Raw genomic sequence first — 23,467 nt, 5'->3', positions numbered from 1 at the left:
TAGTGCTCCTTCGATGATTGTATAATAGGATTGTAACATGAAAGGTAACCTTTCTCCTATGTTTATTTAAGTGATGCTATGTCAATATTGCAATATCTGGCTATGGTTTTAAGAGGCCAACTATAATTATAGCTGTGATAATAAATATAAAATTGCCCAGGTAAGGCAGCTCCAGTTGGATAGAAGTGGGTCCAATTTTTTCGTTTTAGGCTATTCAACAGTGCTATCATTCCTCTATCTATCACTCTAGTAGGTTGAGGAGATATAGCAATCAATGCTTCAAGTGCCCAGGCAGTTTGCGAAGGTGTTGAAGCTTTTAGAGGTATATACATTTCTTCCTGATCACTCCTGCATGATTCTCCCCATCCACCATCCTCGTTCTGGATTCGTTCTAACCACTCTTTAGCTAACTTTAATGAGAGATGAGTATCTGATAACCCTGAAGCCTCCAAACCTGTTACGGCTGCCCATGTACCATATATATAGCAGATTCCCCATCTACCATTCCAAGAACCATCTGTTCGCTGATGATCTAACAACCAATTTACTCCATTCTTTATTTGTGGATGATCTCTAGGTATTTTTGCATAGTCTCCTAGAAATTGAAGCGTTCGTCCAGTTAAGTCAGGCGTTGATAGATCAACACTCGCTACGTCTGCTCCATCAATTGGGAGTAAGGTAAGTATTCGTTTATTGGTGTTTTTTTCAAATGCAGGCCACCCACCATCATCATTTTGCATAGATAGAACCCATTTCAATCCACGATTCCATTCCGAGCGATAGTTATGTTGTTCGTCCGCCAATTTCTTTAGAGATCGTAAGGCTGCAGTTGTATCGTCCACATCAGGTTCCATGGTATTCACATCTGAGAATCCCCACTTTCCAGGAGGGGTATGTGAATTATGAAAACTCCAGTCACCATATCTGAAATGTTGCCTTGATAGTAAATAGGAATTTGCTCGTTGAATCGGCTCTTCAGCAAAGTCCACTCCGGCTACCTGTAGGGCAGAGCTCAATAAAGCTGTATCCCATATAGTAGAAGGTGAATTTTGAATATGAATGCTATGAGGTGTTAGATAGCATATTAATGTTTTCATTCCTACTAAAGCTTTTCTGATTAGAGAATCTTGTTTTTTATAATCAAGGGCTAACAATGCAAACACCATATAAAATGACGAAAGAAAATAACCATACAAGAGACCATTTGGCTCTATTCTTTCAAACATATAATCTTTTGCTTTGTTAACCTCTTTGTCATTTGCTTTTTCTTGAAAATCAGACAAATAAACAAGGCTATCCTTCATCCATGACTTTAAAAATCTTGTCTGGTTACGGAGATCTTCATAAAATCGTGAATCATATAAAAGTAAATCTGATAAGTCAGGTGTATCTTTTGTGTTAAGTTGGAATTGTGAATTCATGAGAATAAGAATCGGAGCTAGGTGAACTCGTGCATACCCAACAAGATCATAAAAGCTGAGCGGAAATGCTTTAGGCACAAGTATGAGCTCAATCGGAATGGAAGGTAAGCTAGACCATGGTAGGTTTCCCGTTACGGCAAGCATTAATTTTGTTATGGTATTAGCTCTCATTAAACCTCCATTATCTTTAATATAGGAAGAGGCTTTTTTCATCAAAGGATCTTCTTTAGATGTCGTGCCTGAAGTTAACAATGCATAATAGGCATTAATAGTGAGCGATACATTTCCATCATCTTCATCAGGATAAAGTTTCCAAGCCCCATTAGATAATTGTTTAGACGCAATTCGTTCTGCAAGGGCTTCAATGAAAGCCCCATCTTGTACCTTAAGTGTTTTATAAAGAATGATTGTAAATGCATCCGTGAGTAAACTATTTTCAAAACACAGATGCCAGGATCCGCTTTCTGTTTGTATAGCTTTGATCTCTTCTATGAGTCGGTCTTTTTCCTTATACAACTGTTCTTTCATTAACACAGACTTCCCATAACACACCCTTTGTATTAAGGTATATTGTCTTGAACTATTTTCTATGAGCAATCTTGGTTTTCTTCACAATCAGGAATGTTGTTAGTAATTAATACATGAAAAGAAGGACCCCTAATTATGATAGTTCTTCACTGAATGTTATTAGGTATGTTCATGCGTTAGAGAACGAATAATAAGAATTCCTGACAAAACAGTTAACACTAAATTTCTTTCAGGAATAAGAAACATGTCTAAGTAGAAAGGATTTATCCCACTAAACCAATTTCCCCAGACCACACTAGGAATAAAACTTAGGAACGTTAGAGCAAGAGTCACCAATAATAACAACCAGTAAGGATTGAAATTCCTCTTCATACCGCCTAGTACATATATAATAGCTAACATTTCCTTAAAAATAATAGCACCCAATTAAATTTATCAATCGTTAATCGATATTCGAATCTGTCTGTTTTTTTGCATAAATGTAGAATCTTTATTTAGAAAAATATAACAAATCGAATCTATTATAAATGGATTTGGTTGAGAACATGTAACAATTTACAACCAACTTAGAACCTAATACTTCCCTACCCTAGTCAACACTCGTTTATGAAATAGTAACTGTAAGATTTATTAAAATCGAGTAGGAGGAGGCGACTAACCTCCGTCCTCTCACACCACCGAGCGTACGGGTCCGTACTTGGCGGTTTCCTTAAGGTTGACGTAAGAATTTATATCGTTGCGATAAACTACGAAGTCCTAAACGACTCCAATAGGAATTGTTTAGGGTTTTATTTAGTATTGAGCTATTGTCTACACGCCAATAGCCTTTCCTTGAGTTTGCCCACTCGTATGCTTTCCTCTTACGAACACCCAAATGGATTAACTTTCTTTTCCTTGTTTTAGGAAGTTTCCAGTCTTTCCATACGCACATTCTTAACAAGACTTTAACCCTAAAGCTTTTGCTCATGCAGGGCACAAAAAACCAACATTCCCATAAGGAATGTTGGTTTAGTAGGTATTTATTCTTTTGATATCAATAAAGTTTTCCCATCTTCTTGCTTAATTTTTTCTTGCTTCATTAGTGTACCAAGTGCTCTCTTGAATGCTGCTTTACTGATATTAAATTGGTCTCGTATTGCATCTGGTGAGCTTTTATCTGTGAACGTCATTTCGCCTTTATTAGAAGATAAATAAGCTAGAATTTGTTCAGCATCTTCTCCTAGTGCTTCCTCTTTAACTGGGCGTAATGATATGTTTAATGTTCCCACACTTTTTACATCAATAATTCGACCATTCACCCACTCACCAAGTCTTGGCTCTTCTTTTCGTTCAGTGTAGTGAATGAATCCTTGATACCCTTCCTCTGTTACCAAAAAGGAGCCTACTTTGTTAGCTCGATAAACTCGCCCGCTTATCGTATTATTTAGTAGACTTTCTGGAGCGGGTTCAGCATATTGTTCGATAATATTTTCAGTAGCAGGTTTAGCTAGCAGTCGTCCTTTTTGATCAGTTTGAAGACACACATACAATTGGTCGTGAACAATAGGCCAAATTCGATTTAATAGTGGTAAGTCATCCTTCGATACTAAAATGTGTTTAGGGATTCCAATATCTACAAATACCCCAAGGTTATCGACCATATCTACAACTTCTACCCAGCCATATGTGTTAAAATCAATATCAGGAAGATAGGTAGTAGCCACTATCTTGCCTTGTTTATCATGATATAAAAAAGCTTTTACTGTTTGATCAATATCTACAGTTTCTTTCGTATCATTCACATGTAGCATAACTTCACCGTGTTCATTCATAAGCACGAACCCATTATCTATTTTTCTAGATACTGAAAATTCATGAACAGTACCTACATTAAAGTTAGTCATCATTAGCCTTCTTTCACAGAATTATACGATTATTGTTTCATGTTCTAACGTATAATCTTTAGAGTATTTACGCTACTCTATATAATAAACGTTGATAAACAAACTTGCAAAACTATATCCATCACTTTTAAACAAAATTGAAATGATTATAAGAGGTGTCGTATGCGTATATATGTTGATGCAGATGCTTGTCCTGTAAAAGAAATTATTATTAAAGAAGCACAACAATTTCAGATTTATGTAACGTTGGTGAAGAGTTTTTCGCACTTCTCCCGTGAAGAAGATCCTCCTATGGTGACAACAACCTATGTCGATACAGGTGCGGATGCTGCGGATTACCGTATAATGCATCTTGCGCACAAAGGTGATTTGATTGTCACCCAAGATTATGGTTTAGCAGCATTAGCATTAGGAAAAGGCTGTTACGTTATCCACCACAAAGGATTCTCTTTTACAAAAGAAAACATTGACCAGTTATTAACCACTCGTCACGCAAACGCTCAAGCACGAAAAGGTGGGATGAAAACAAAGGGACCTAAAGCAATGAGTGATGATGACCGAGAAAAGTTTCGCTCTGTACTTCATTCCATATTACAAAGAAATCATGAAGAAAGCAGGTAGTGAAAGGTTCACTACCTGCTTTTAAATGGAAAAGTATTACTTGTCGCTTGTAATTGTCTAAATTTATCAACTAGCGGATGAACTTTCCTCTATTTACCCTGGTAGTACGGTACTCCCCATTAAATACTGGTCTACCTCTCTCGCAACTTCACGGCCTTCATTAATTGCCCATACGATTAAGCTTTGACCACGTCTTGCATCACCTGCTGCAAATACTCCTTCGAGATTTGTTGTGTAATTTCCATATTCTGCATCTACACAGCCTCGAGAAGTTGTATCTACACCAAAATGCTTCAGTAATGGTTGTTCTGGTCCCTCAAACCCAATTGCAATCATAACGTGCTGCACTGGCCATACCATCTCTGTACCAGGAATTTCTCGGTACGAATAAAACCCTTTGTCATCCCATACTTTCTCCGTTTGAACAGTGTGTAGTTCTTGAAGATGACCGTTTTCATCTGCTACGAACTTGGTTGTTTGAATAGAATATTGTCTCGGGTCTTCCCCTTTTGTTTCTGCAGCTTCCTTATATGCATACTCCAATGTGAACACATTTGGTGGTTCTGGCCACATGTTGTCTTCTGGTCTTGTGGTTGGCTGTTTAGGGTGCTTCCCAAATTGAACAACACTATTACAGTCTTGACGAAGAGCTGTAGCTACACAGTCAGCTCCTGTATCGCCACCACCAATGACAATGACATCTTTGCCTTCCACATTAATATATTCATCCTTTTGCATATCTTCATCTAGAAGGTTTTTTGTAGAAGCGGTTAAGTAATCCATTGCCAAATGAATTCCTTTCGCGTCACGCCCCTCAATGCTTAAATCACGTTGTTTTTGTGCACCAGTACATAAAATGACCGAATCATATTGTTCCTGCAACTCTTCTGGAGATATGTCTTTTCCAACTTCGGTATTGGTTATAAAATCGATACCTTCTTGGCGAAGTAGGTTAATGCGACGTTCTACAATATCCTTTTCCAGCTTCATATTTGGAATACCATACATTAATAGACCACCTGGACGATTGGAACGTTCGAAAATGGTTACAGAATGACCAGCTTGATTTAACTCATCTGCACTTGCCAACCCAGCTGGTCCAGAACCTACAATGGCTATCTTCTTTTCTGTTCGTTTCTGAGGAATACGCGGCTGAATCCAACCATTTTCAAACCCTTTATCAATAATAGCTTTTTCGATATTTTTAATTGCCACAGCAGGATCAGATATCGCTACTGTACATGCCCCTTCACAAGGAGCAGGACAAACACGGCCTGTGAATTCAGGGAAGTTATTTGTCTTCTCTAAACGCTCCAAAGCTTCTTGCCATTTTCCTCTATAAACAAGATCGTTCCATTCAGGAATCAGGTTATTAATGGGGCAGCCTGAGGCTTGCCCATTAATCTCAATACCTGTGTGGCAAAAAGGGATGCCACAATCCATACATCTTGCCCCTTGTCTTTTTAATGTTTCGTCTGAGAAAGGAGCGGTATATTCATTCCAATCTTTTACCCTTGAGTGGGTTGAGCGTTCTACTGATTCTTCTCGTTCATATTCCATAAATCCTGTTGATTTACCCATGCTCTCTCTCCTTTCTTATTTCAAAGCAACTTGGGGCGTATCACTTGCATCTGTTGCTTCTTGCTCCTGTTTCGTTGGGTTACCTTGAAAAGCACTCATGACAGCTTCATCTTCTGTTAATCCATCAGCACGATGTGCTTCAATTCTATTTAACATATTTTTGTAGTCTTTCGGAATGATCTTCACAAAACTTCGTTTAGCCATTTCCCAATGTTCTAGTACGTGCGCTGCACGTAGACTATTGGTTTTCTCAAAATGATTCTGAACTAGCGTTTGGACTTCTTGCGCTTCCATCGGATCTTCTAATGATTCAAACTCTATCATTCCTGTGTTGCATAGAGACTTAAATTTATCTTTATCATCGGCAAGGACATAAGCAACACCACCAGACATTCCAGCAGCAAAGTTTGCTCCGACATCACCAAGGACAACGACACGTCCTCCCGTCATATATTCACAACCATGATTGCCGACTCCTTCAACTACCACGTTTGCTCCGCTATTACGGACAGCAAATCGTTCACCAGCTACTCCGTTAATGTAGGCTTCTCCTTTTGAAGCACCATACAGGGCAACATTTCCAATAATGACATCGTCACTTGCGCTTGGACTTTGCTGTGGTTTGGATACAACAACCTTTCCGCCGGATAAACCTTTACCAACGTAATCATTTGCATCTCCCGTTAAGTGAAGGGAAAGGCCACGTGGTATAAATGCACCAAAGCTTTGCCCTGCTGATCCAGTAAAGTTTAGGCGGATAGTGTCCGCAGGTAAGCCTTCCTCTCCATAACGTTTGGAAATCTCACTTCCAACAATCGTTCCTACTACTCGGTTGGTGTTACGGATTGGATAGGATAATTCTATCCGCTTCCCTGTATTAATAGAGGATTTAACAGCAGGTAGAAGTGTCGTTAAATCTAGAGATTTATCAAGGTTATGATCTTGCTGTCTTTTACACGTTTTTGGACCTTTTGGTTGATAGACTAGGTTCGCTAAGTCTAGTGATTTAGCTTTCCAATGTTCACGGGTTTCTTCACTTACCTCTAATACATCTGTACGTCCAACCATTTCCTCTACTGTACGGAAACCTAATTCAGCCATAATCTCACGAAGCTCTTCTGCTACGAACTGCATATAGTTAACGACGTAATCAGCATGACCTGTAAACTTTTTACGAAGCTCAGGATTTTGTGTCGCCACACCAACTGGACATGTATCTTTATGACAAACACGCATCATTACGCACCCAATTACAACTAATGGTGCTGTTGCAAAACCGTATTCTTCAGCCCCTAATATCGCAGCCATGGCAACATCTCGGCCTGTCATTAATTTCCCATCAGTTTCTAATACTACTCGATCACGTAAGTTATTCAATACTAACGTTTGATGTGTTTCTGCTAAACCTAATTCCCAAGGTAATCCTGCGTGTTTAATACTAGTTTTTGGTGAGGCACCTGTGCCCCCATCATATCCACTCACGGATATAACATCAGCAGATCCTTTTGCTACTCCTGCTGCGATGGTACCGATCCCAGACTTAGCAACAAGCTTCACGCTAATACGTGCATCTCGGTTTGCATTTTTTAGATCGTGAATTAACTGAGCAAGATCTTCAATAGAATAAATGTCATGGTGTGGTGGAGGCGAAATTAATCCTACTCCCGGTGTAGAACCACGAACATCTGCAACCCATGGATAAACTTTCTTACCAGGTAATTGACCACCTTCCCCTGGCTTTGCACCTTGAGCAACTTTAATCTGCAACTCATCAGCATTCACTAGATAGTGACTACTTACACCAAAGCGACCAGAGGCAATTTGTTTAATGGAACTACGTCTTGAATCTCCATTTTCATCTGGATGGAAGCGGCTTGAATCTTCTCCGCCTTCGCCGCTATTACTTCTTCCTCCTAGACGATTCATCGCAATAGCTAGGGTTTCATGCGCTTCTTGGCTTAATGAGCCAAAGGACATTGCTCCCGTTTTAAAACGACGAACGATGTCTTCAACGGATTCAACTTCTTCAATAGGAACGGATTGCTCTGATTTAAAGGTGAATAGATTACGTAAAAATCCGATTCGCTCTTTATTTGCAGCCTTCGAATATTCTTTAAACATGTTGTAATCATTTTTACGACAAGCCCATTGAAGTGTATGAACAGTTTGTGGGTTGAAAGCGTGATGCTCTCCAGTTTTTCGCCACTGAAAGTCACTTCCAGGCTCTAACGTTGTGCTTAAAACATCCTCATAAGCAGTGGTATGACGTATCTTCGCTTCCTTGGAGATGGTGTTTAAATCGATTCCATCTAGCTGAGATACCGTGCCAGTGAAATAACGATTGATCACATCTTTACTGATACCGACTGCTTCAAATATTTGAGCTCCACGGTAACTTTGTACTGTTGAAATTCCCATCTTAGACATAACTTTTACTATTCCAGTAGTTACATGTTTACGATAAGCTTGAACAGCTTCATTCACATCCATATCTAAACTGCCATCTTCTACAGTTTGGCGGAATGTCTCATATGCTAGATAAGGATAGATCGCATCTACACCATATCCAATTAACGCAGCAAAATGATGAACCTCTCTGATTTCACCACTTTCTACAATTAGACTTGCCTTTTTACGCTTGCCTTTTTGAACCAAGTGTTGGTGCACTGCACTAGCAGCCAATAATGGCGGTACGGCTACATTTTCAACACCCATCGTCCGGTCAGAAAGTATGAGCAAGCTATACCCTTCTTCAATAGCTGCTTCTGTTTCATTACAAAGTTCCTCTAATTCTGCTTCTAAATCATTCGTAAAAACAGCATCAAGTGTCTTACATCGGAAGTTTGATCGATTCACATCCCTAATTCTATCCATTTGGTCTGCTGATAGAACAGGAGACTTTAGTTGAATACGATGACTATTCGATTCATTTGGATGAAGTATATTTCCTTCAGCACCTAACAAGGTCGTTGTTGATGTAATCATTTGCTCACGAATAGAGTCAATTGCAGGGTTTGTAACCTGTGCAAAGTGTTGTTTGAAATAAAGGAAAAGAGATTGAGGGTTTTCCGATAGTACAGCTAATGGTGTATCATTCCCCATTGCTCCTACTGGGTCTTTTCCTTCGGTTACCATAGGTAATAAATACTTATGGATATCTTCATACGTATATCCAAATGCTTTTTGTCTTACAAATGCGTCATCAACTGGTTTAGGATCAATGTACGTTCCTTCCGGTTCTAGATTCCAAAGATTTTTATCCAACCATTCTTGATAAGGATGCTCGGAAGCCATATCATGCTTAACTTCTTCATCAGAAATGATTCGTTGTTGTTCTAAATCAATCAAGAGCATCTTTCCCGGACTTAATCGATTTTTATATAGGATATTGTCTTCTTCCACATCAATTACGCCTACCTCAGATGAATAAATAAGCATATCATCTTTTGTTACGTAATAACGCGCAGGGCGTAGTCCATTACGGTCAAGGATACCTCCAATTTGATTTCCATCCGTAAATGTGATGGAGGTTGGTCCATCCCATGGTTCCATAAGGGTACTGTGGTATTGATAAAAAGCACGCTTTTCTGGAGTTAAGTGCTCATTTTCAGTCCATGGCTCAGGAATTAACATCATAGCTGCATGAGCTGGCTTACGACCAGATAGCACAAAGAATTCAAAAGCGTTGTCTAAAGCAGAAGAGTCACTTCCGCTCGAATCAATAATAGGTAGAATTTTATCAAGGTCATCTCCAAATGCTTCAGATGCCATTTGCTTTTCCCTAGCTTTCATCCAGTTTTTATTACCTCTTAATGTATTAATCTCACCATTGTGAATAAGGTAACGATTTGGGTGAGCACGTTCCCAACTAGGAAACGTGTTTGTGCTAAAGCGGGAATGTACTAAAGAGAATGCAGATACAAAATCTTCATCTAATAAATCTTCATAAAATGAATCCATTTGTTCTGGTAATAAAAGACCTTTATATACAATCGTTTGACTTGAAAGACTAGCAAAATAGAACTGTTTATCTTGCTCTAGTGCCCAATTTTCAGCTTGTTTTCGAATGACGTATAGTTTACGCTCAAATGGTAGCCCTTTTTCCATCTCGTCACTTGCTTCTATAAATACTTGACGAATGATAGGGCAGCTATTTTGTGCAGCAATTCCGATTTTTCTGACATTTATAGGTACACTTCTCCAGCCTAGAACCTTTTGCCCCTCGGCTTCGATTAATGTATTTATATATGCTTCCTCTTCTTCACGTTCTTCTTCATTTGAAAAGAAAAGCATTCCAACTCCGTAACGTCCTTGTTCAGGTAAATTCAACTCCGCGCACTGTTTCTTAAAGAATGTATCTGGCATTTGAACGAGCAATCCTGCTCCATCTCCAGTGTGAGGATCACTGCCTTGGCCACCTCTATGATCTAGCTGGCACAACATGTGTAACCCTTTTTGAACAATTTCGTGTGTTTTGTTCCCTTTTAATGATGCATATAGTCCAATACCACAAGCATCATGTTCAAAATCAGGGTTGTAAAGTCCCTGGGGGTTTGGAATTTGATTATATGTCATGAGCTATCTCCCCTTAAAATTAAAATGAAAATCCGTTTAACCTGTTAATATACATTGTAAGTTTTCTAAATGTTGCAAACAATATATAATTTAGATAGAATTAATCTAATTTTGATATGAATCGATATGGAGGATGCATTATGGAGCTTCGTCAACTACATTATTTTATGGAAGTTGCAGAAAGAGAACATATATCTGAAGCGGCTATTCACCTGCATGTGGCCCAATCAGCCATCAGCAGACAAATCGCTAATCTTGAAGATGAGCTAGGAGTTAAGTTATTTGTTAGAGAAGGAAGAAATATTAAACTAACTCCAATAGGAAAAATATTTCGAACACACACTAAAACGGCATTAAAAGCTATTGAACATGCCACTAAACAAGTTGAAGAATATTTAGATCCCGATAGGGGTTTAATACGGATTGGCTTCCCAACCAGTTTAGCTAGTCATTTACTTCCTACTGTCATCTCTTCTTTTAAAGAGAACCATCCTAATGTAGGTTTTCAACTACGACAAGGTTCTTACCATTATTTAATCGATGCCGTAAAAAAACGTGAGATTGATTTGGCATTCTTAGGACCTGTACCAAAAGAAGACCCTGAGGTAGAAAGTCATATTTTATTTACTGAACAAATTTCAGCACTTATCCCCATTCAACATGAACTTGCAGAACAGGAAAGTATTCTGCTCAGTGATTTGAAAAACGATTCATTTGTCCTGTTTCCAGAAGGATATGTCTTACATGATATTGCTATCAATGCATGTAAACAAGCAGGATTCACACCTCATGTTTCTTCTCAAGGAGAAGACCTTGATGCAATTAAAGGATTAGTTTCTGCTGGAATTGGGGTTACATTATTACCTGACAGCACATTCTATAATTCCACACCACGTTTAACCGTGAAAAAACCAATTGAAATCCCACAAGTAAGACGTTCTGTCGGGATCATAACCCCTATGGATCGTGAGTTAGCACCATCCGAAAAGGTTTTCTATAGTTTTGTTAAAAACTTCTTCTCGATGCTTGAGAGATACCAATAATAAGAAGCCACTAACTGTTGTTAGTGGCTTCTTATATGGGAAACTATAAAAATGTTGGCTTGTATAAATTTAGAGGCGATATCGTGTAGCAACATCCAACTGACCTACGTCCTGTGGGGCAACAGTTTGTACGTCGCTAGAACGGCACCCTGAACTTTTCTTTAATCTAATTATTATCAACTGCTGATTGTATATCATCCTTATAAGCATAAGAGAAAAGCAAGGATACTAATATACCTCCTCCGATTATATTTCCAATGCTAGCAGGAAGAAGATTGAGGAATAAAAACTCATACCAATGGTATTCAGAGTTCGATAAGATTCCCATGCTGAAGTAACCCATGTTTGCAGCACTGTGTTGGAAATTACCGGCTACGAAAAGGACTACAGGTAATAGTGTCCCTAATATTTTACCGGTTATATCCCTTGCAGCAGTAGTTAAAAATGCAGCCATACCTATTAACCAGTTTGCAAGAATTCCAGACAAGACAATCTGAATCCAGCCTGTAAAACCGTTATCTAAAAACTTCATTTTATGATCTATGTATGTAGATAGCTCTGTATAAAATGAAGTAGATAATGAACCAGACAGTTTAATAATAATAGCGACAAATAAGGCTCCAAGAATATTTCCAATATAGGCAGAGCCCCAGAACTTCAAAATGTTTCGTTGCATAAAACCTGTAGAGTGAAACAGATACGTCGGTAACAACACATTAACTTCTGTAAATAAGACAGAACCAGAAATAAACACCATTGCATAACCTGCAGCAAACCCAAAACCAGATAGCAGATAGTACAACCCTTTCGCTTCAATACCAATTGCCAAAAGAATGGAAAATGCAGCACCGAATGTCATAAATGCCCCCGCGGTAAGGGCTAATACTAACTGACCTGGGAATGGTTTTTTTAAATGATCTCTACCCTTATGAGCAAATTCGCTAACAATTTGAGAAGGAATGTAGAATTGTCTACCTGGTCGATCCGGATTGTCTCTGGGTTCGATTGCTGTTCCATCTGAAGATTGATGTTGGTTTTGTTGTATTTCGTCATTTTGTTGCTTATTGTTCATCCATATATCCCTCCAATTACTCCTCCTATTCCCAAAAATGATTGTTAATAATCTAATGTAAAACGTATTCATCGAAAATTGAGACATTAATTTTTTTAACCATGAAACTTAAATGTTGTCGGTGTAATAAATTCAATGTTCGGTTCTGTTGATAAATCGCTTACTAATCGAAACAGTGCATCGTCTTTTTGTTTTGCTTCAATCATGCAATCAATTTGCTTAGTTGAACCATTTGATTTCTGTACAAAATTCAAAAACATTTCTTTATCAATGTAAGGAGCATGACTTTTAAACTCATCCTGGCTTTTAGGAGAAGATATATGCATTTTTACTGGAAGGGAGCTCCCTTCCCATGTATGTAACACACGATCCAAATTTTCTTCCCAGTTCAGATGATCATAATTAGCCAAATGATGATGGATATCAAATATAAAAGGAATCATTAGCTTTTGTGATATATATAAACAATCCTCCATGGTATATAACGTATCATCATTCTCCAGCATAATCATTTTTTGTATGCCGGTCGGAATATATGACCAGTTTTCAATGAATCGTTCTAAAGACTCTTCTTTATTATTGTATCCCCCACCTAGATGCAAAACACAACGATGTGTGGGATCAATCCCCATCCCGTGTAGTAGTCGGTAATGGTATTTCAACACATGAAGTGAAAATTTAAATTTATCTTTATTAGGAGTATTGAGAACTACAAAATGATCAGGGTGGAAATCAATACGTATCTGATTTTGTTTTGCATAATTACCAATCTCTTTTAACTCGTTACTTAATGATACGTAATACTTCCAATCAGCGAGTTCTTCATGAGTAGCCAAGGGAACCAGCTTCGAACTCATCCGAAAGAATGTAATACCATGAGCCCGATTATGTTTCAAGAGACGTAACGTATTATGGAGGTTAGATGAGGCAATTCTCTCTAACTTATGTACTGCAGCCTCTCTGTCCTGCAAGGAACTGAATTGCTTATATGTCATCGTTTGCGATGGCGATGCATTCTCTACATGTACACTCATTGCTACATACCCAAGTCTAAAAATGGTCATTTATATTCACCTACTATCATTTAGATAGGAATAGTTTTCACCTGAACAATGTATTTATGTACATAGTTCTGTCACAAAGAGATAACAGGACATGTGATACAATATGCACAGTGCAATTAATGGAGGTTAGGTAAATTGACTGCAGACCTTATACATCAGGCCGAAGACTTTATTCGGAACTGTTATGTTGAATTAAATAAATCAGAGATAGAGATAGTGGAACGAATACAAGAAATAAAGTACTCGATACTTGATCATGGTAGCTATGAACATACGTTCGAAGAGCTCCAACATGGTGCCAAAATGGCTTGGAGAAACAGTAATAAGTGTATAGGAAGACTTTTTTGGGATAGTTTGACCGTATTTGATCAACGACATGCTTTTTCATCTGAAGAGGTAAAAGATGCATTAATCGATCATGTGAATTACGCAACGAACAACGGAAAAATTCGGTCTACTATTTCTGTTTTTAAGCCTAAGCAAAATGGCGAAGAACCTGTACGAATCTGGAATCATCAGTTGATTCGTTATGCAGGATATGAAACGGATGAGGGGATTGTAGGTGATCCAGACTCCATTGCTTTCACTAAAACATGCCAGCAATTTGGGTGGGAAGGTCAGGGTACTCATTTTGATATCCTACCTTGGTTGATTCAAATAAATGGAGAACAGCCTACTCTTTATGAAGTTCCAAAAGAAATAATTTTGGAGGTTCCGCTTCGACATCCAGAACTAGAATGGTTTCATAATCTACAACTAAAATGGTATGCTGTACCGATGATTTCAGATATGAAACTCGAAATAGGTGGAATGGAATACATAGCTGCCCCATTTAATGGTTGGTATATGGAAACTGAAATAGGTGCAAGAAATTTAGCGGACGATTATCGCTATAATATGTTACCTAAAGTGGCTGAATTAATGGGGTTAAACACGAAACGTAACGCAACTCTTTGGAAAGACAGAGCACTTATCGAACTTAATACAGCCGTACTACATTCTTTTAAAGAAGACGGTGTAAATATAGTGGATCACCATACAGCAGCTCAGCAATTTGAGAAATTTGAAGAGAAAGAGCATCATTGTGAACGAGAGGTAACAGGAAACTGGGTTTGGCTAAATCCTCCCGTATCCCCTGCTACTACACATATTTTTCATAAGCCTTATAAAAATAAAATAAATACTCCTAATTATTTTTATCAAGAGAAGCCCTATTTATAAGAGGAGACTGCGCCTTTCTTGTGCAGTCTCCTCTATCATTCATGTTATATTATTATGACTGTTTTTCTAATACAGAAATAAATTCTCTCATATAGTCAGGAAGATCTGGTGGGCGACGGCTTGACACCAAGTGTCCATCAACTACAACAGGTTCATGTACCCATGTAGACCCGGCATTAATCATGTCATCTTTTATTCCAGGAGTGCTTGTTACTTTCTTTCCATTTAAAATGTCTGCGGAAATTAATACCCACCCAGCATGACAAACTTGACCGATTGCTTTTTTCTGATCATCCATTGTTCGCACCATGCTTAAGATAGATTCATACCTTCTTAATTTGTCTGGAGACCAACCGCCTGGAACAAGTATCGCATCATATTCGTTTGGATCAATTTCATCAAACGTTTTATTCGATACAACTGGCACGCCATACTTGCCTACGTATTCTTCATCTACTTTTTCCCCTACTATATCAACTGTAGCTCCTTCTTCACGAAGTCGCATGACCGGGTACCATAATTCTAAATCTTCAAAGTCGTCACTTACGAGTTGAATCACTTTCTTATTTTGTAAACGCAAAATCTTCCCTCCTTTTCCTTGTTCACTTCCACTATAAAGGAATAAACAAACACACTCAATTCATTTATCTATAATTAGGATAACTCCGATTAGTGTAAAACATTTAGAAGTCAAAAAAAAAATAAAAAGGCACGAGGCCTTTTTATTTTTTCTTATTTTGCGCTTTCGCTTCAGCGTTACGCTCTTGCTCTTCAAAATCTTTACGAGCGCCCATTTCCTCACTGAATTCAACGTCGCGTTTTTGCTTTTCTGGTTTGTTGTTGTTTTCTTGATTACGTTTAGGCATGTAATTAACTCCTTTAATGATTAAGTATTGTCTTACCCTTATAATCTGTCCAATATAATGTTCCTTATACACAAAAAGAAAAGTCTTATTACTTGAATGAATGGTTCAGAAAATTTAGAATTGAAGTTAATATCTCTTCTCTTTTTTTGAACAAAAAAGAAAGCGTTTTCAAAAATTGTTGTTAAGGGATTAAAAAATCTTTTTATTACATAAGGAGGATTATACATGATCTACGCAAATCCAGGTGAAAAAGATTCTTTAGTTACTTTCAAAAAAAAGTACGATAACTACATTGGTGGTGAATGGGTAGCACCAGTTAATGGCGAATATTTCGAGAATGTTAGCCCAATAAATGGGCAAGTATTTTGTGAAGTCGCTCGATCCACTGAAAAGGATGTTGATTTAGCAATTGATGCTGGTTATCAAGCCAAGGATAGCTGGGGAGCAACATCCCAAGCTGAACGTGCTGTCATTCTTAATAAAATCGCCGATAGAATCGAAGAAAATCTAGAAAAACTTGCAGTAGCTGAAACGTGGGACAATGGAAAAGCTGTTCGTGAAACTCTAATGGCTGACCTACCTCTAGCTGTTGACCATTTCCGTTATTTTGCAGGATGTATTCGAGCAGAAGAAGGTTCTATTGGAGAAGTAGATGGAGATACTGTAGCCTATCATTTTAAGGAACCTCTAGGTGTAGTAGGACAAATTATTCCTTGGAACTTCCCTATTCTAATGGCGACATGGAAACTAGCTCCCGCTCTGGCTGCCGGGAATTGCGTTGTATTAAAACCTGCAGAACAAACTCCTGCATCTATAATGGTTGTAATGGAGTTAATTGAAGACCTACTTCCTCCAGGTGTGATCAATATTGTGAATGGCCTTGGCGTTGAAGCAGGTAAACCTCTTGCATCAAATGACAGAATAGCTAAGGTAGCATTCACCGGCGAAACAACAACTGGACGTCTAATTATGCAATACGCATCTCAGAATATCATACCTGTAACACTTGAGCTTGGAGGTAAATCTCCTAACATCTTCTTTAGTGATGTTGCTGATGAAGATGACGAATTTTTTGATAAAGCGATAGAAGGGTTTATCATGTTTGCTCTTAACCAGGGTGAAGTTTGTACATGTCCTTCCCGTGCATTAATCCATGAGTCCATTTATGATAAATTCATGGAGCGTGCTTTAGAAAGAGTTAAAGAAATCAAACAAGGTAATCCATTAGATACCGAAACAATGATAGGTGCCCAAGCATCAAGTGAACAGTTAGAAAAAATCCTTTCTTATCTGGAAATCGGAAAAGAAGAAGGTGCAGAATGCCTTATAGGCGGAGACCAGACCCAGCTAGCTGGAGATTTAAGTGGAGGTTATTATGTAAACCCAACTATCTTTAAAGGAAGCAACGATATGCGTGTATTCCAAGAAGAAATATTTGGCCCTGTCGTTTCTGTAACTACATTTAAGACAGATGAGGAAGCATTAGAGATTGCCAATGATACTCTATATGGATTAGGTGCTGGCGTGTGGACACGTAATATTAATACTGCTTATCGTTTTGGCCGTAATATTGAAGCTGGCCGTGTATGGACAAACTGTTACCATGCCTATCCTGCCCATGCAGCTTTTGGAGGCTATAAAATGTCTGGAATTGGAAGAGAGAATCATAAAATGATGCTAGATCATTATCAACAAACCAAAAATCTGCTTGTTAGCTATAGTCCACAAAAGTTAGGGTTTTATTAATATGGAAAAGGTCACCGCTACGCCAGAAGCTTTGGAGCTTATTGAAAAATTAAGAACTAAACATGGTCCCCTTATGTTTCATCAATCTGGTGGTTGCTGTGATGGTAGTTCTCCTATGTGCTTTAATGAAGGAGAATTTATGTTAGGAAATGCAGATCTCCAATTAGGCGAAATAGGTGGATGTCCTTTTTATATTAATAAAAAACAATATGATTACTGGAAACATACTCAACTCATCATTGATGTAGTAGAAGGCCGAGGTGGGATGTTTTCACTTGAAGGGCCCGAAGGAGTTAGGTTTTTAACTCGCTCAAAAGTTTTACCTAAAAAATAAGGGACTGTCCAAATAAGTATGGAGGATGAGATTAATCTCATCCTCCATTTCTATTTAGTCTTCTCTTTTTTGCTTAGCTCTATGGTCTGCCTCTTCTGCTCTTTCTTTGGCTTCTATATCGTTCTCATCCGCAAACTCTTCTTTGTATTCTACATCTCTTCCATCACGTATAATGTCCTTCTCAGGAGTTTGTGATAGTTTTGCATCATCTTTCGCTTTATTCTTTTTACTCTGTCCTCTAGTCATTTAGAATATCTCTCCTTTTTAAATGAAATTCACGTTTTAATATTTCAGAAAAAGGAATAGTTTATACAATAAAGAAACACTAAAAATCCTAGTTCATCGGAACTGATGAACTAGGATAAAGGGTAAGTATTCTAGAATTGTTCTAAAGACTTATTACTTTAAAACTTTAACTGTAACAGTTTTCCTTCCCCATTGAAGTGCTTCACTTCTACTAGGGATAAAGACATCAATCTCATTTCCATTAATGCCGCCACCGACATCACCTGCAACAGCATATCCATAACCTTCAACGTGTACCTTTGAACCTAAAGGAATCACATTTGGATCTACTGAAATTACCTTTTTATTGGGATTAGCTTTTAAGTTTATTCCTGTTGAGGTGATTCCAGAGCAGCCAGCGCAATTTGCAGTATAAGCTGTTGCTTTTACTTGAAGAGTTTTTGCTACATTGCTCGTTTCTTTTGATTGTACATTTGATTCATTTGATTGTACTTGTTTAGAAGCAGAAAGTACTAGCTTCTGTCCCACATAAATCGTATTCGTGGAAAGATTGTTCCAGGATTTCAGTTGAGATACAGAAACGCCATATTGGTTACCAATTGCCCAAAGTGAATCTCCTGATTTTACTGTATGTGAAGTGTTCGTGTTTGTAGAATCATCATTCGAATCTACTCGATTAACTTTTTCTGTTGTTTGACCAGGAGCTGACACTTCTAACTGAGAACCTGGATAAATAATGGTTGAAGAAAGATTATTCCACTCTTTTAAGTTATTCACACTAACGTTGTATGTTTGAGAAATCCCCCATAATGTATCACCACGTTTCACTTCTACCTCTTCTGCATAAGCTGTACTAGCGAACACACCTGAAACGCCTGCAACAGCAGCTAATGTCATGATTGTCTTCTTCATTAGGAATACCCCCTGCTTTTTTGTTCGAAATATTCTATAACCTACTATATCAGAGTTTACTAGAGATGAAAGAACAGGGAGGTAACAATATTATTTCTTGTATAACAACAACGTAACAAAGTGATTACAATGGTAGCTTTAAGAAAATTGCACTTACCATTTTTACTATTAAATCAGATTAATTGGTCATTTTTCTGAGTGGTAATCATGCTTACAATGACATAACTGAGAAGTGATAATCCAACAGGGATTACTACAGGGTGTATCTGTATAGCCTCGCTAAAAAATGAATCAACGATAACATAAGTACTTATTCCAGTTAACATGGAAGCAATAGCACCATACTTATTTCCTCGCGACCAATATAACCCTAATACGACTGGCCATATAAACGCAGCTTCCAATCCACCAAAAGCATATAAATTTAACCAAATTAATAACTGCGGAGGTTGTAGCGCTAATAAAAATACTAAGATCCCTAATGCTGATGTCATTATGAAACTCAGTTTTTTTACTTTCTCATTTGGAGCACTCGGATTAATGTAATTGATATATACATCTTTTACTAATGCCGAGCTGACCAAGAGTAATAATGAATCGACAGTGGACATAATAGCTGCCATAGGTGCAGCTAATACAATCCCAGCCAACCACGGAGGTAATACCTCTTGAGCTATAAGCGGCATTACTGTGTCTTTGTTCTCAATGCCAGGCAAGATTGGTTTAGCAAAGACTCCAATTAAATGCATATTTAACATTATAACCCCTACAACAATCGTTCCTATTATAATAGCTCTATGCATCGCTTTGGAACTTTTATATGACATGGCACGGACTGTTACTTGGGGTAGACCTACAACACCTACACCTACTAATATCCAAAAGGAAGATACATATCCTGGTGATAAATCCGCATTAGCTCCATAAGGGGTTACTAAATTTGGGTTTTCAGCCACTAAATCTGACATGAGGTTCGACACTCCCCCACCAGCAAAAATCGTAGCAATTAATAAAATAATCGTACCAAAAAACATGACCACACCTTGAACTGTATCCGTGAGAGCTACAGCTCTAAAACCACCAATAACTACATAGACAAGTACTGAAATTCCAAAGATGAATAAAGCAGCCGTATAAGATAAGCCCGTTACTGACTCAATTAACCGGGCACCACCTACCCATTGAGCAGCCATTGCTGAAAATAAAAAGAGAACGATACTAAATGCAGATAATAATACCACCCATTTACTCTCATACCTGGCTTTCAGAAAATCGATGAGCGTAACAGCTTTATATCGTCTCGCCAAAATAGCAAACCGTTTTCCTAGCACCATTAAAACAAAATAACCTGTGACAACCTGGCTCATAGCTAATAATACCCAACCAAGTCCTTGGCTATATGCTAATCCTGGACCTCCTATAAAACTACTTGCACTTCCATAGGTAGCGGTCATCGTCATTGCAAGGATAAATCCACCTAACTGTCGATTTCCTAGAAAGTATTCTTGCAAAAAGGATTCGGAAGATTGAACGTGACGGCTAGACCAAAAACCAATAATAAATATAATAAGAAGAAATGCAACTAACGAAATTAATACGGAACTATTCAATTCATATCACCTTCATCTTCTAGGGAAACATCTGTGAAAAAGACTTTCACAATAATAATGACTAAGCTTGCCATTAATAAAAATCCTATAATACAACTATAAAAAAACCACGCAGGAAACCCTAATATGTAAGTGTAATCCTTTGGGTCCTTATGACCCAATCCATAAGCGAAACCAAACCACCAAATAAAATTAAGTATAGCAAGTCCAACACCAATTAATGCCTCTTTATTAGCTATTGTGAATCGCTTATCTACTTTTGTAGAATTCATAGCATCACCTCTTTTTTATGTGAAACAACGAGTTTCAAAATTACTTGATTATTGATTCTTAGACCACTATACCATTGTAATTAGCAATAATACATAGTTTTGCAAAGTACAATTAATGCTCAAATTCAAATTAAAATGCCACATTATCGCAATAATGTGGCATCATAAGAAATACTAAGACTCTAAAGGTAACTGAACAGTAAAAGTTGTTCCTTGTTGAACTTCACTTTCTACTGTAATCTTCCCTCCATGATCTTCTATTATTTTAAAACTAACCATTAATCCTAGACCATTCCCATTCTTTTTTGTGGTATAGAATGGTTCACCGATTTTTTTGAGTTGATCAGGCGGAATTCCGACCCCTGTATCCTTGACCTTCATGGTTATATCTTTATTTTCTAGTTGAATGGAAACAGATACAGTTCCTCCTTTTGGTGAAGCTTCAATGCTATTCTTTATGAGATTCAGAAATACTTGCTTGACCCGATCTTCATCACAATTAACTTCCATAACATCCATCTTATTCTCAAAGCTTAGTTGAACTTTATGTTTTTTTGCATGAAATTCCAATAAGGAAATAACATTCCTTATGATGGGGATGATATTTTTCTTTCCAAGCTCTATTTCTTTAGGTTTAGAAAGTAACATAAACTCTTCTACAATTGCATTAACACGCTCAATTTCTTCCACAATAATGGATAAGTATTCTTGTCTTTCATCATCCGTTTCATCCAATTGTAAAAATTCAGCATAGCCTCTCATTGAAGTTAGAGGGTTTCGTATTTCATGAGCTACACCAGCTGCTAATTGACCCACTGCAGCTAGTTTATCTTGTCGATGAAGTACTTCTTCTGTTTTCTTCCGTTCTGTAATATCACTTCGAATTGCTAAGTATTGATATGGCTTTCCGTTTTCTTTCAAGAAAGGCACGATGGTTGTGTCTACCCAATAATAGGTATCATCCTTTGCACGATTCCGAATTTCACCCTTCCATACATGACCTTGACCTATCGTTCGCCATAAATTCTTAAAGAATTCTTTAGTATGATAACCAGAGTTTAAGATTCGGTGATCTTCTCCTATTAATTCTTCCCTACTGTATTTAGAGATTTGCACGAAATTTTCATTCACATTCATAATAGTCCCTTTGGCATCTGTAATCGCAACAATGGAGGATTCATCTAAAGCAAACTTGATATCTTGAATATCTTTCATCGCATCTAACACTTGTGATTCAGCTTCTTTGCGTTTTGTTATATCATTCCGAATAGCAATGTATTGGTAAGGTTTTCCCTTCTTATTTAAAAAAGGAACAATGGTTGTATCAACCCAATAGTAAGATCCTTCTTTGTCTATATTTTTTACTTCATTTTTCCAAACGTTCCCAGTACCTATCGTTCGCCATAAATCCTTGAAGAACTCCTTTGAATGGTATCCAGAATTCAACAGGCTATGGTCCTGGCCAATTAACTCATCTCTTGAGTACTTAGAAATCTCAACAAATTTATCATTCACATACGTAATAATCCCCTTTGCATCTGTAATCGCAACAATGGAGGATTCATCTAGCGCAAATTTTATATCGTTTAAATACGTATCACTGGTTTCTAATCGGTTACTAATCAACGTACTTGACCACAATAACCCGGCCGTAATCAATATAGTAATAAATAATACTAGATAAATGACGAATTGTTCCTGTGATTGACTCGAGTTGGCATTAAATGACGTGGAATTATAGGATTGAGTGGCTTTAGTTAATAGAAAATAGCCTTCTACAATAGCAGCTGTAATAATAATAGCACTAAGTGGTTTTAACCATGCATTCCTCGTATGAATAATGTTTCTATAAGAAAATAAAACCCAAAACGAGAATAAAAATGATCCGTAAATTAGTAGTAATGACGGAACAAGCACGATCAATTCATATTGTATTCCAAAGCTAAGTGTGTACATTCCAGTTACATGTGTAGCAAAAACAGCTAACATCATAAAAAAACTACCTAACAATAGCTTAACAAATCCAAAAGACTGGGTGGTTACAACATAAAAAGCAATACCAGTAAACGATATACCAAGAATAATAGATAAAATCGTTAATGGTATTTGATTCCCCACTATGCTGTATGTATCCATTGCCAACATAGTTAAAAAATTCATGACCCATATGCCAATACCCATAGAAGATATCCCACCAAGAAAGATAAAGCGGTTATTCTTCTCTGAAGTTCTAAGTAATGTAAACAAATCTAACGATGTATATGTAGTCATCAACGTTAATAGTACAGCAATCGCAATCAGGATTGGGCTATACGATTCTATAATAGTCCCCATTCTATTTACTCCCCCTTTTACACATGGGCTTACTGTAATTGTACTGGAAACAATATGTACATTAAAGATGCATTATGAAAGATTCTTATTTTTAGTAATAAAAAGTGTACTGATGTTTGCAAGTTGGCATAAAAGTTT

The 23,467-nt window shown here is 37.5% G+C and carries 18 protein-coding genes; 5 read left to right on the top strand and 13 right to left on the bottom strand.

What is annotated here, in order from left to right; all coding sequences use genetic code 11:
- Positions 1-62: 62 nt before the first annotated feature.
- Together GLW08_RS00520 and GLW08_RS00515 are read right to left on the bottom strand one after the other, a co-directional pair.
- On the bottom strand, positions 63-1,949 hold the full coding sequence (locus tag GLW08_RS00520; RefSeq protein ID WP_160846640.1) for a prenyltransferase/squalene oxidase repeat-containing protein: 1,887 nt from the start codon (positions 1,947-1,949) through the stop codon (positions 63-65).
- 1,019 nt (positions 1,950-2,968) lie between these two features.
- Positions 2,969-3,832 (bottom strand): CvfB family protein, encoded by an 864-nt coding sequence (locus GLW08_RS00515; protein WP_160846639.1) that lies wholly within the window; start codon positions 3,830-3,832, stop codon positions 2,969-2,971.
- A 162-nt stretch (positions 3,833-3,994) separates the two neighbouring features.
- On the opposite strand from GLW08_RS00515, the gene GLW08_RS00510 reads away from it, so the two are divergent.
- Positions 3,995-4,453: a YaiI/YqxD family protein gene (locus GLW08_RS00510; protein WP_160846638.1), complete on the top strand. Its 459-nt coding sequence runs from the start codon at positions 3,995-3,997 to the stop codon at positions 4,451-4,453.
- Positions 4,454-4,546: 93 nt separating this feature from the next.
- Here the strand turns inward: GLW08_RS00510 and GLW08_RS00505 are convergent, their stop codons facing one another.
- Positions 4,547-6,034, bottom strand: a complete 1,488-nt coding sequence (locus GLW08_RS00505; RefSeq protein ID WP_160846637.1) for a glutamate synthase subunit beta — start codon at positions 6,032-6,034, stop codon at positions 4,547-4,549.
- Positions 6,035-6,049: 15 nt separating this feature from the next.
- Positions 6,050-10,609: a glutamate synthase large subunit gene (gene gltB, locus GLW08_RS00500; RefSeq protein WP_160846636.1), complete on the bottom strand. Its 4,560-nt coding sequence runs from the start codon at positions 10,607-10,609 to the stop codon at positions 6,050-6,052.
- Between the two features lie 140 nt (positions 10,610-10,749).
- Here gltB and GLW08_RS00495 point away from each other — a divergent pair, with 140 nt between their 5' ends.
- Positions 10,750-11,652 (top strand): LysR family transcriptional regulator, encoded by a 903-nt coding sequence (locus GLW08_RS00495; RefSeq protein ID WP_160846635.1) that lies wholly within the window; start codon positions 10,750-10,752, stop codon positions 11,650-11,652.
- Positions 11,653-11,818: 166 nt separating this feature from the next.
- Here the strand turns inward: GLW08_RS00495 and GLW08_RS00490 are convergent, their stop codons facing one another.
- Entirely contained in the window at positions 11,819-12,724 is a 906-nt protein-coding gene (locus GLW08_RS00490; protein ID WP_160846634.1) for a formate/nitrite transporter family protein, read from the bottom strand.
- Positions 12,725-12,819: 95 nt separating this feature from the next.
- The gene (gene uvsE, locus GLW08_RS00485) at positions 12,820-13,788 is read right to left on the bottom strand and encodes a UV DNA damage repair endonuclease UvsE (RefSeq protein ID WP_160846633.1); all 969 of its coding nucleotides are present in this window, start codon (positions 13,786-13,788) and stop codon (positions 12,820-12,822) included.
- A gap of 135 nt (positions 13,789-13,923) precedes the next feature.
- On the opposite strand from uvsE, the gene GLW08_RS00480 reads away from it, so the two are divergent.
- Positions 13,924-15,009, top strand: a complete 1,086-nt coding sequence (locus GLW08_RS00480) for a nitric oxide synthase oxygenase (RefSeq protein ID WP_160846632.1) — start codon at positions 13,924-13,926, stop codon at positions 15,007-15,009.
- Positions 15,010-15,061: 52 nt separating this feature from the next.
- Here GLW08_RS00480 and GLW08_RS00475 read toward each other — a convergent pair whose 3' ends face one another.
- A complete protein-coding gene (locus GLW08_RS00475; protein ID WP_160846631.1) occupies positions 15,062-15,589 on the bottom strand; it encodes a type 1 glutamine amidotransferase domain-containing protein in 528 nt (175 codons plus the stop codon).
- Positions 15,590-15,731: 142 nt separating this feature from the next.
- Entirely contained in the window at positions 15,732-15,875 is a 144-nt protein-coding gene (locus tag GLW08_RS00470) for a hypothetical protein (RefSeq protein WP_160846630.1), read from the bottom strand.
- Positions 15,876-16,100: 225 nt separating this feature from the next.
- Here GLW08_RS00470 and adh point away from each other — a divergent pair, with 225 nt between their 5' ends.
- Both adh and GLW08_RS00460 read left to right on the top strand, forming a co-directional pair.
- Positions 16,101-17,621 carry an aldehyde dehydrogenase gene (gene adh / locus GLW08_RS00465; protein WP_160846629.1) on the top strand — a complete coding sequence of 507 codons (1,521 nt, stop codon included), beginning with the start codon at positions 16,101-16,103 and terminating at the stop codon, positions 17,619-17,621.
- Position 17,622: 1 nt separating this feature from the next.
- The gene (locus GLW08_RS00460) at positions 17,623-17,955 is read left to right on the top strand and encodes a DUF779 domain-containing protein (protein ID WP_160846628.1); all 333 of its coding nucleotides are present in this window, start codon (positions 17,623-17,625) and stop codon (positions 17,953-17,955) included.
- A gap of 54 nt (positions 17,956-18,009) precedes the next feature.
- On the opposite strand, the gene GLW08_RS00455 is transcribed toward GLW08_RS00460, so the two are convergent.
- The 5 genes from GLW08_RS00455 to GLW08_RS00435 all read right to left on the bottom strand — a co-directional run bounded on the left by GLW08_RS00455 (position 18,010) and on the right by GLW08_RS00435 (position 23,329).
- The gene (locus tag GLW08_RS00455; RefSeq protein ID WP_160846627.1) at positions 18,010-18,201 is read right to left on the bottom strand and encodes a YfhD family protein; all 192 of its coding nucleotides are present in this window, start codon (positions 18,199-18,201) and stop codon (positions 18,010-18,012) included.
- A gap of 153 nt (positions 18,202-18,354) precedes the next feature.
- Positions 18,355-19,113 carry a LysM peptidoglycan-binding and 3D domain-containing protein gene (locus tag GLW08_RS00450; protein WP_160846626.1) on the bottom strand — a complete coding sequence of 253 codons (759 nt, stop codon included), beginning with the start codon at positions 19,111-19,113 and terminating at the stop codon, positions 18,355-18,357.
- Between the two features lie 173 nt (positions 19,114-19,286).
- Entirely contained in the window at positions 19,287-20,723 is a 1,437-nt protein-coding gene (panF, locus tag GLW08_RS00445; RefSeq protein WP_160846625.1) for a sodium/pantothenate symporter, read from the bottom strand.
- Positions 20,720-20,995, bottom strand: coding sequence for a YhdT family protein (locus tag GLW08_RS00440; RefSeq protein ID WP_160846624.1), 276 nt, complete (start codon positions 20,993-20,995; stop codon positions 20,720-20,722). The genes panF and GLW08_RS00440 overlap by 4 nt, the downstream gene beginning before the upstream one ends.
- 174 nt (positions 20,996-21,169) lie before the next feature.
- The gene (locus GLW08_RS00435) at positions 21,170-23,329 is read right to left on the bottom strand and encodes a PAS domain S-box protein (RefSeq protein WP_160846623.1); all 2,160 of its coding nucleotides are present in this window, start codon (positions 23,327-23,329) and stop codon (positions 21,170-21,172) included.
- Positions 23,330-23,467 lie beyond the last annotated feature (138 nt).

The organism is Pontibacillus yanchengensis, assembly GCF_009856295.1.
Taxonomy (GTDB): domain Bacteria; phylum Bacillota; class Bacilli; order Bacillales; family BH030062; genus Pontibacillus; species Pontibacillus yanchengensis_A.
This window is presented reverse-complemented; position numbering and strand designations above follow the sequence as displayed.

What these genes read in the sequence shown, in the direction of transcription:
- GLW08_RS00490 (WP_160846634.1), bottom strand. Translation starts at nt 12,724, where the DNA reads ATGAACAATAAGCAACAAAATGACGAAATACAACAAAACCAACATCAA.
- GLW08_RS00495 (WP_160846635.1), top strand. Translation starts at nt 10,750, where the DNA reads ATGGAGCTTCGTCAACTACATTATTTTATGGAAGTTGCAGAAAGAGAA.
- GLW08_RS00520 (WP_160846640.1), bottom strand. Translation starts at nt 1,949, where the DNA reads ATGAAAGAACAGTTGTATAAGGAAAAAGACCGACTCATAGAAGAGATC.
- GLW08_RS00515 (WP_160846639.1), bottom strand. Translation starts at nt 3,832, where the DNA reads ATGACTAACTTTAATGTAGGTACTGTTCATGAATTTTCAGTATCTAGA.
- adh (WP_160846629.1), top strand. Translation starts at nt 16,101, where the DNA reads ATGATCTACGCAAATCCAGGTGAAAAAGATTCTTTAGTTACTTTCAAA.
- GLW08_RS00460 (WP_160846628.1), top strand. Translation starts at nt 17,623, where the DNA reads ATGGAAAAGGTCACCGCTACGCCAGAAGCTTTGGAGCTTATTGAAAAA.
- GLW08_RS00455 (WP_160846627.1), bottom strand. Translation starts at nt 18,201, where the DNA reads ATGACTAGAGGACAGAGTAAAAAGAATAAAGCGAAAGATGATGCAAAA.
- GLW08_RS00470 (WP_160846630.1), bottom strand. Translation starts at nt 15,875, where the DNA reads ATGCCTAAACGTAATCAAGAAAACAACAACAAACCAGAAAAGCAAAAA.
- GLW08_RS00510 (WP_160846638.1), top strand. Translation starts at nt 3,995, where the DNA reads ATGCGTATATATGTTGATGCAGATGCTTGTCCTGTAAAAGAAATTATT.
- GLW08_RS00505 (WP_160846637.1), bottom strand. Translation starts at nt 6,034, where the DNA reads ATGGGTAAATCAACAGGATTTATGGAATATGAACGAGAAGAATCAGTA.
- GLW08_RS00435 (WP_160846623.1), bottom strand. Translation starts at nt 23,329, where the DNA reads ATGGGGACTATTATAGAATCGTATAGCCCAATCCTGATTGCGATTGCT.
- uvsE (WP_160846633.1), bottom strand. Translation starts at nt 13,788, where the DNA reads ATGACCATTTTTAGACTTGGGTATGTAGCAATGAGTGTACATGTAGAG.
- GLW08_RS00450 (WP_160846626.1), bottom strand. Translation starts at nt 19,113, where the DNA reads ATGAAGAAGACAATCATGACATTAGCTGCTGTTGCAGGCGTTTCAGGT.
- gltB (WP_160846636.1), bottom strand. Translation starts at nt 10,609, where the DNA reads ATGACATATAATCAAATTCCAAACCCCCAGGGACTTTACAACCCTGAT.
- GLW08_RS00440 (WP_160846624.1), bottom strand. Translation starts at nt 20,995, where the DNA reads ATGAATTCTACAAAAGTAGATAAGCGATTCACAATAGCTAATAAAGAG.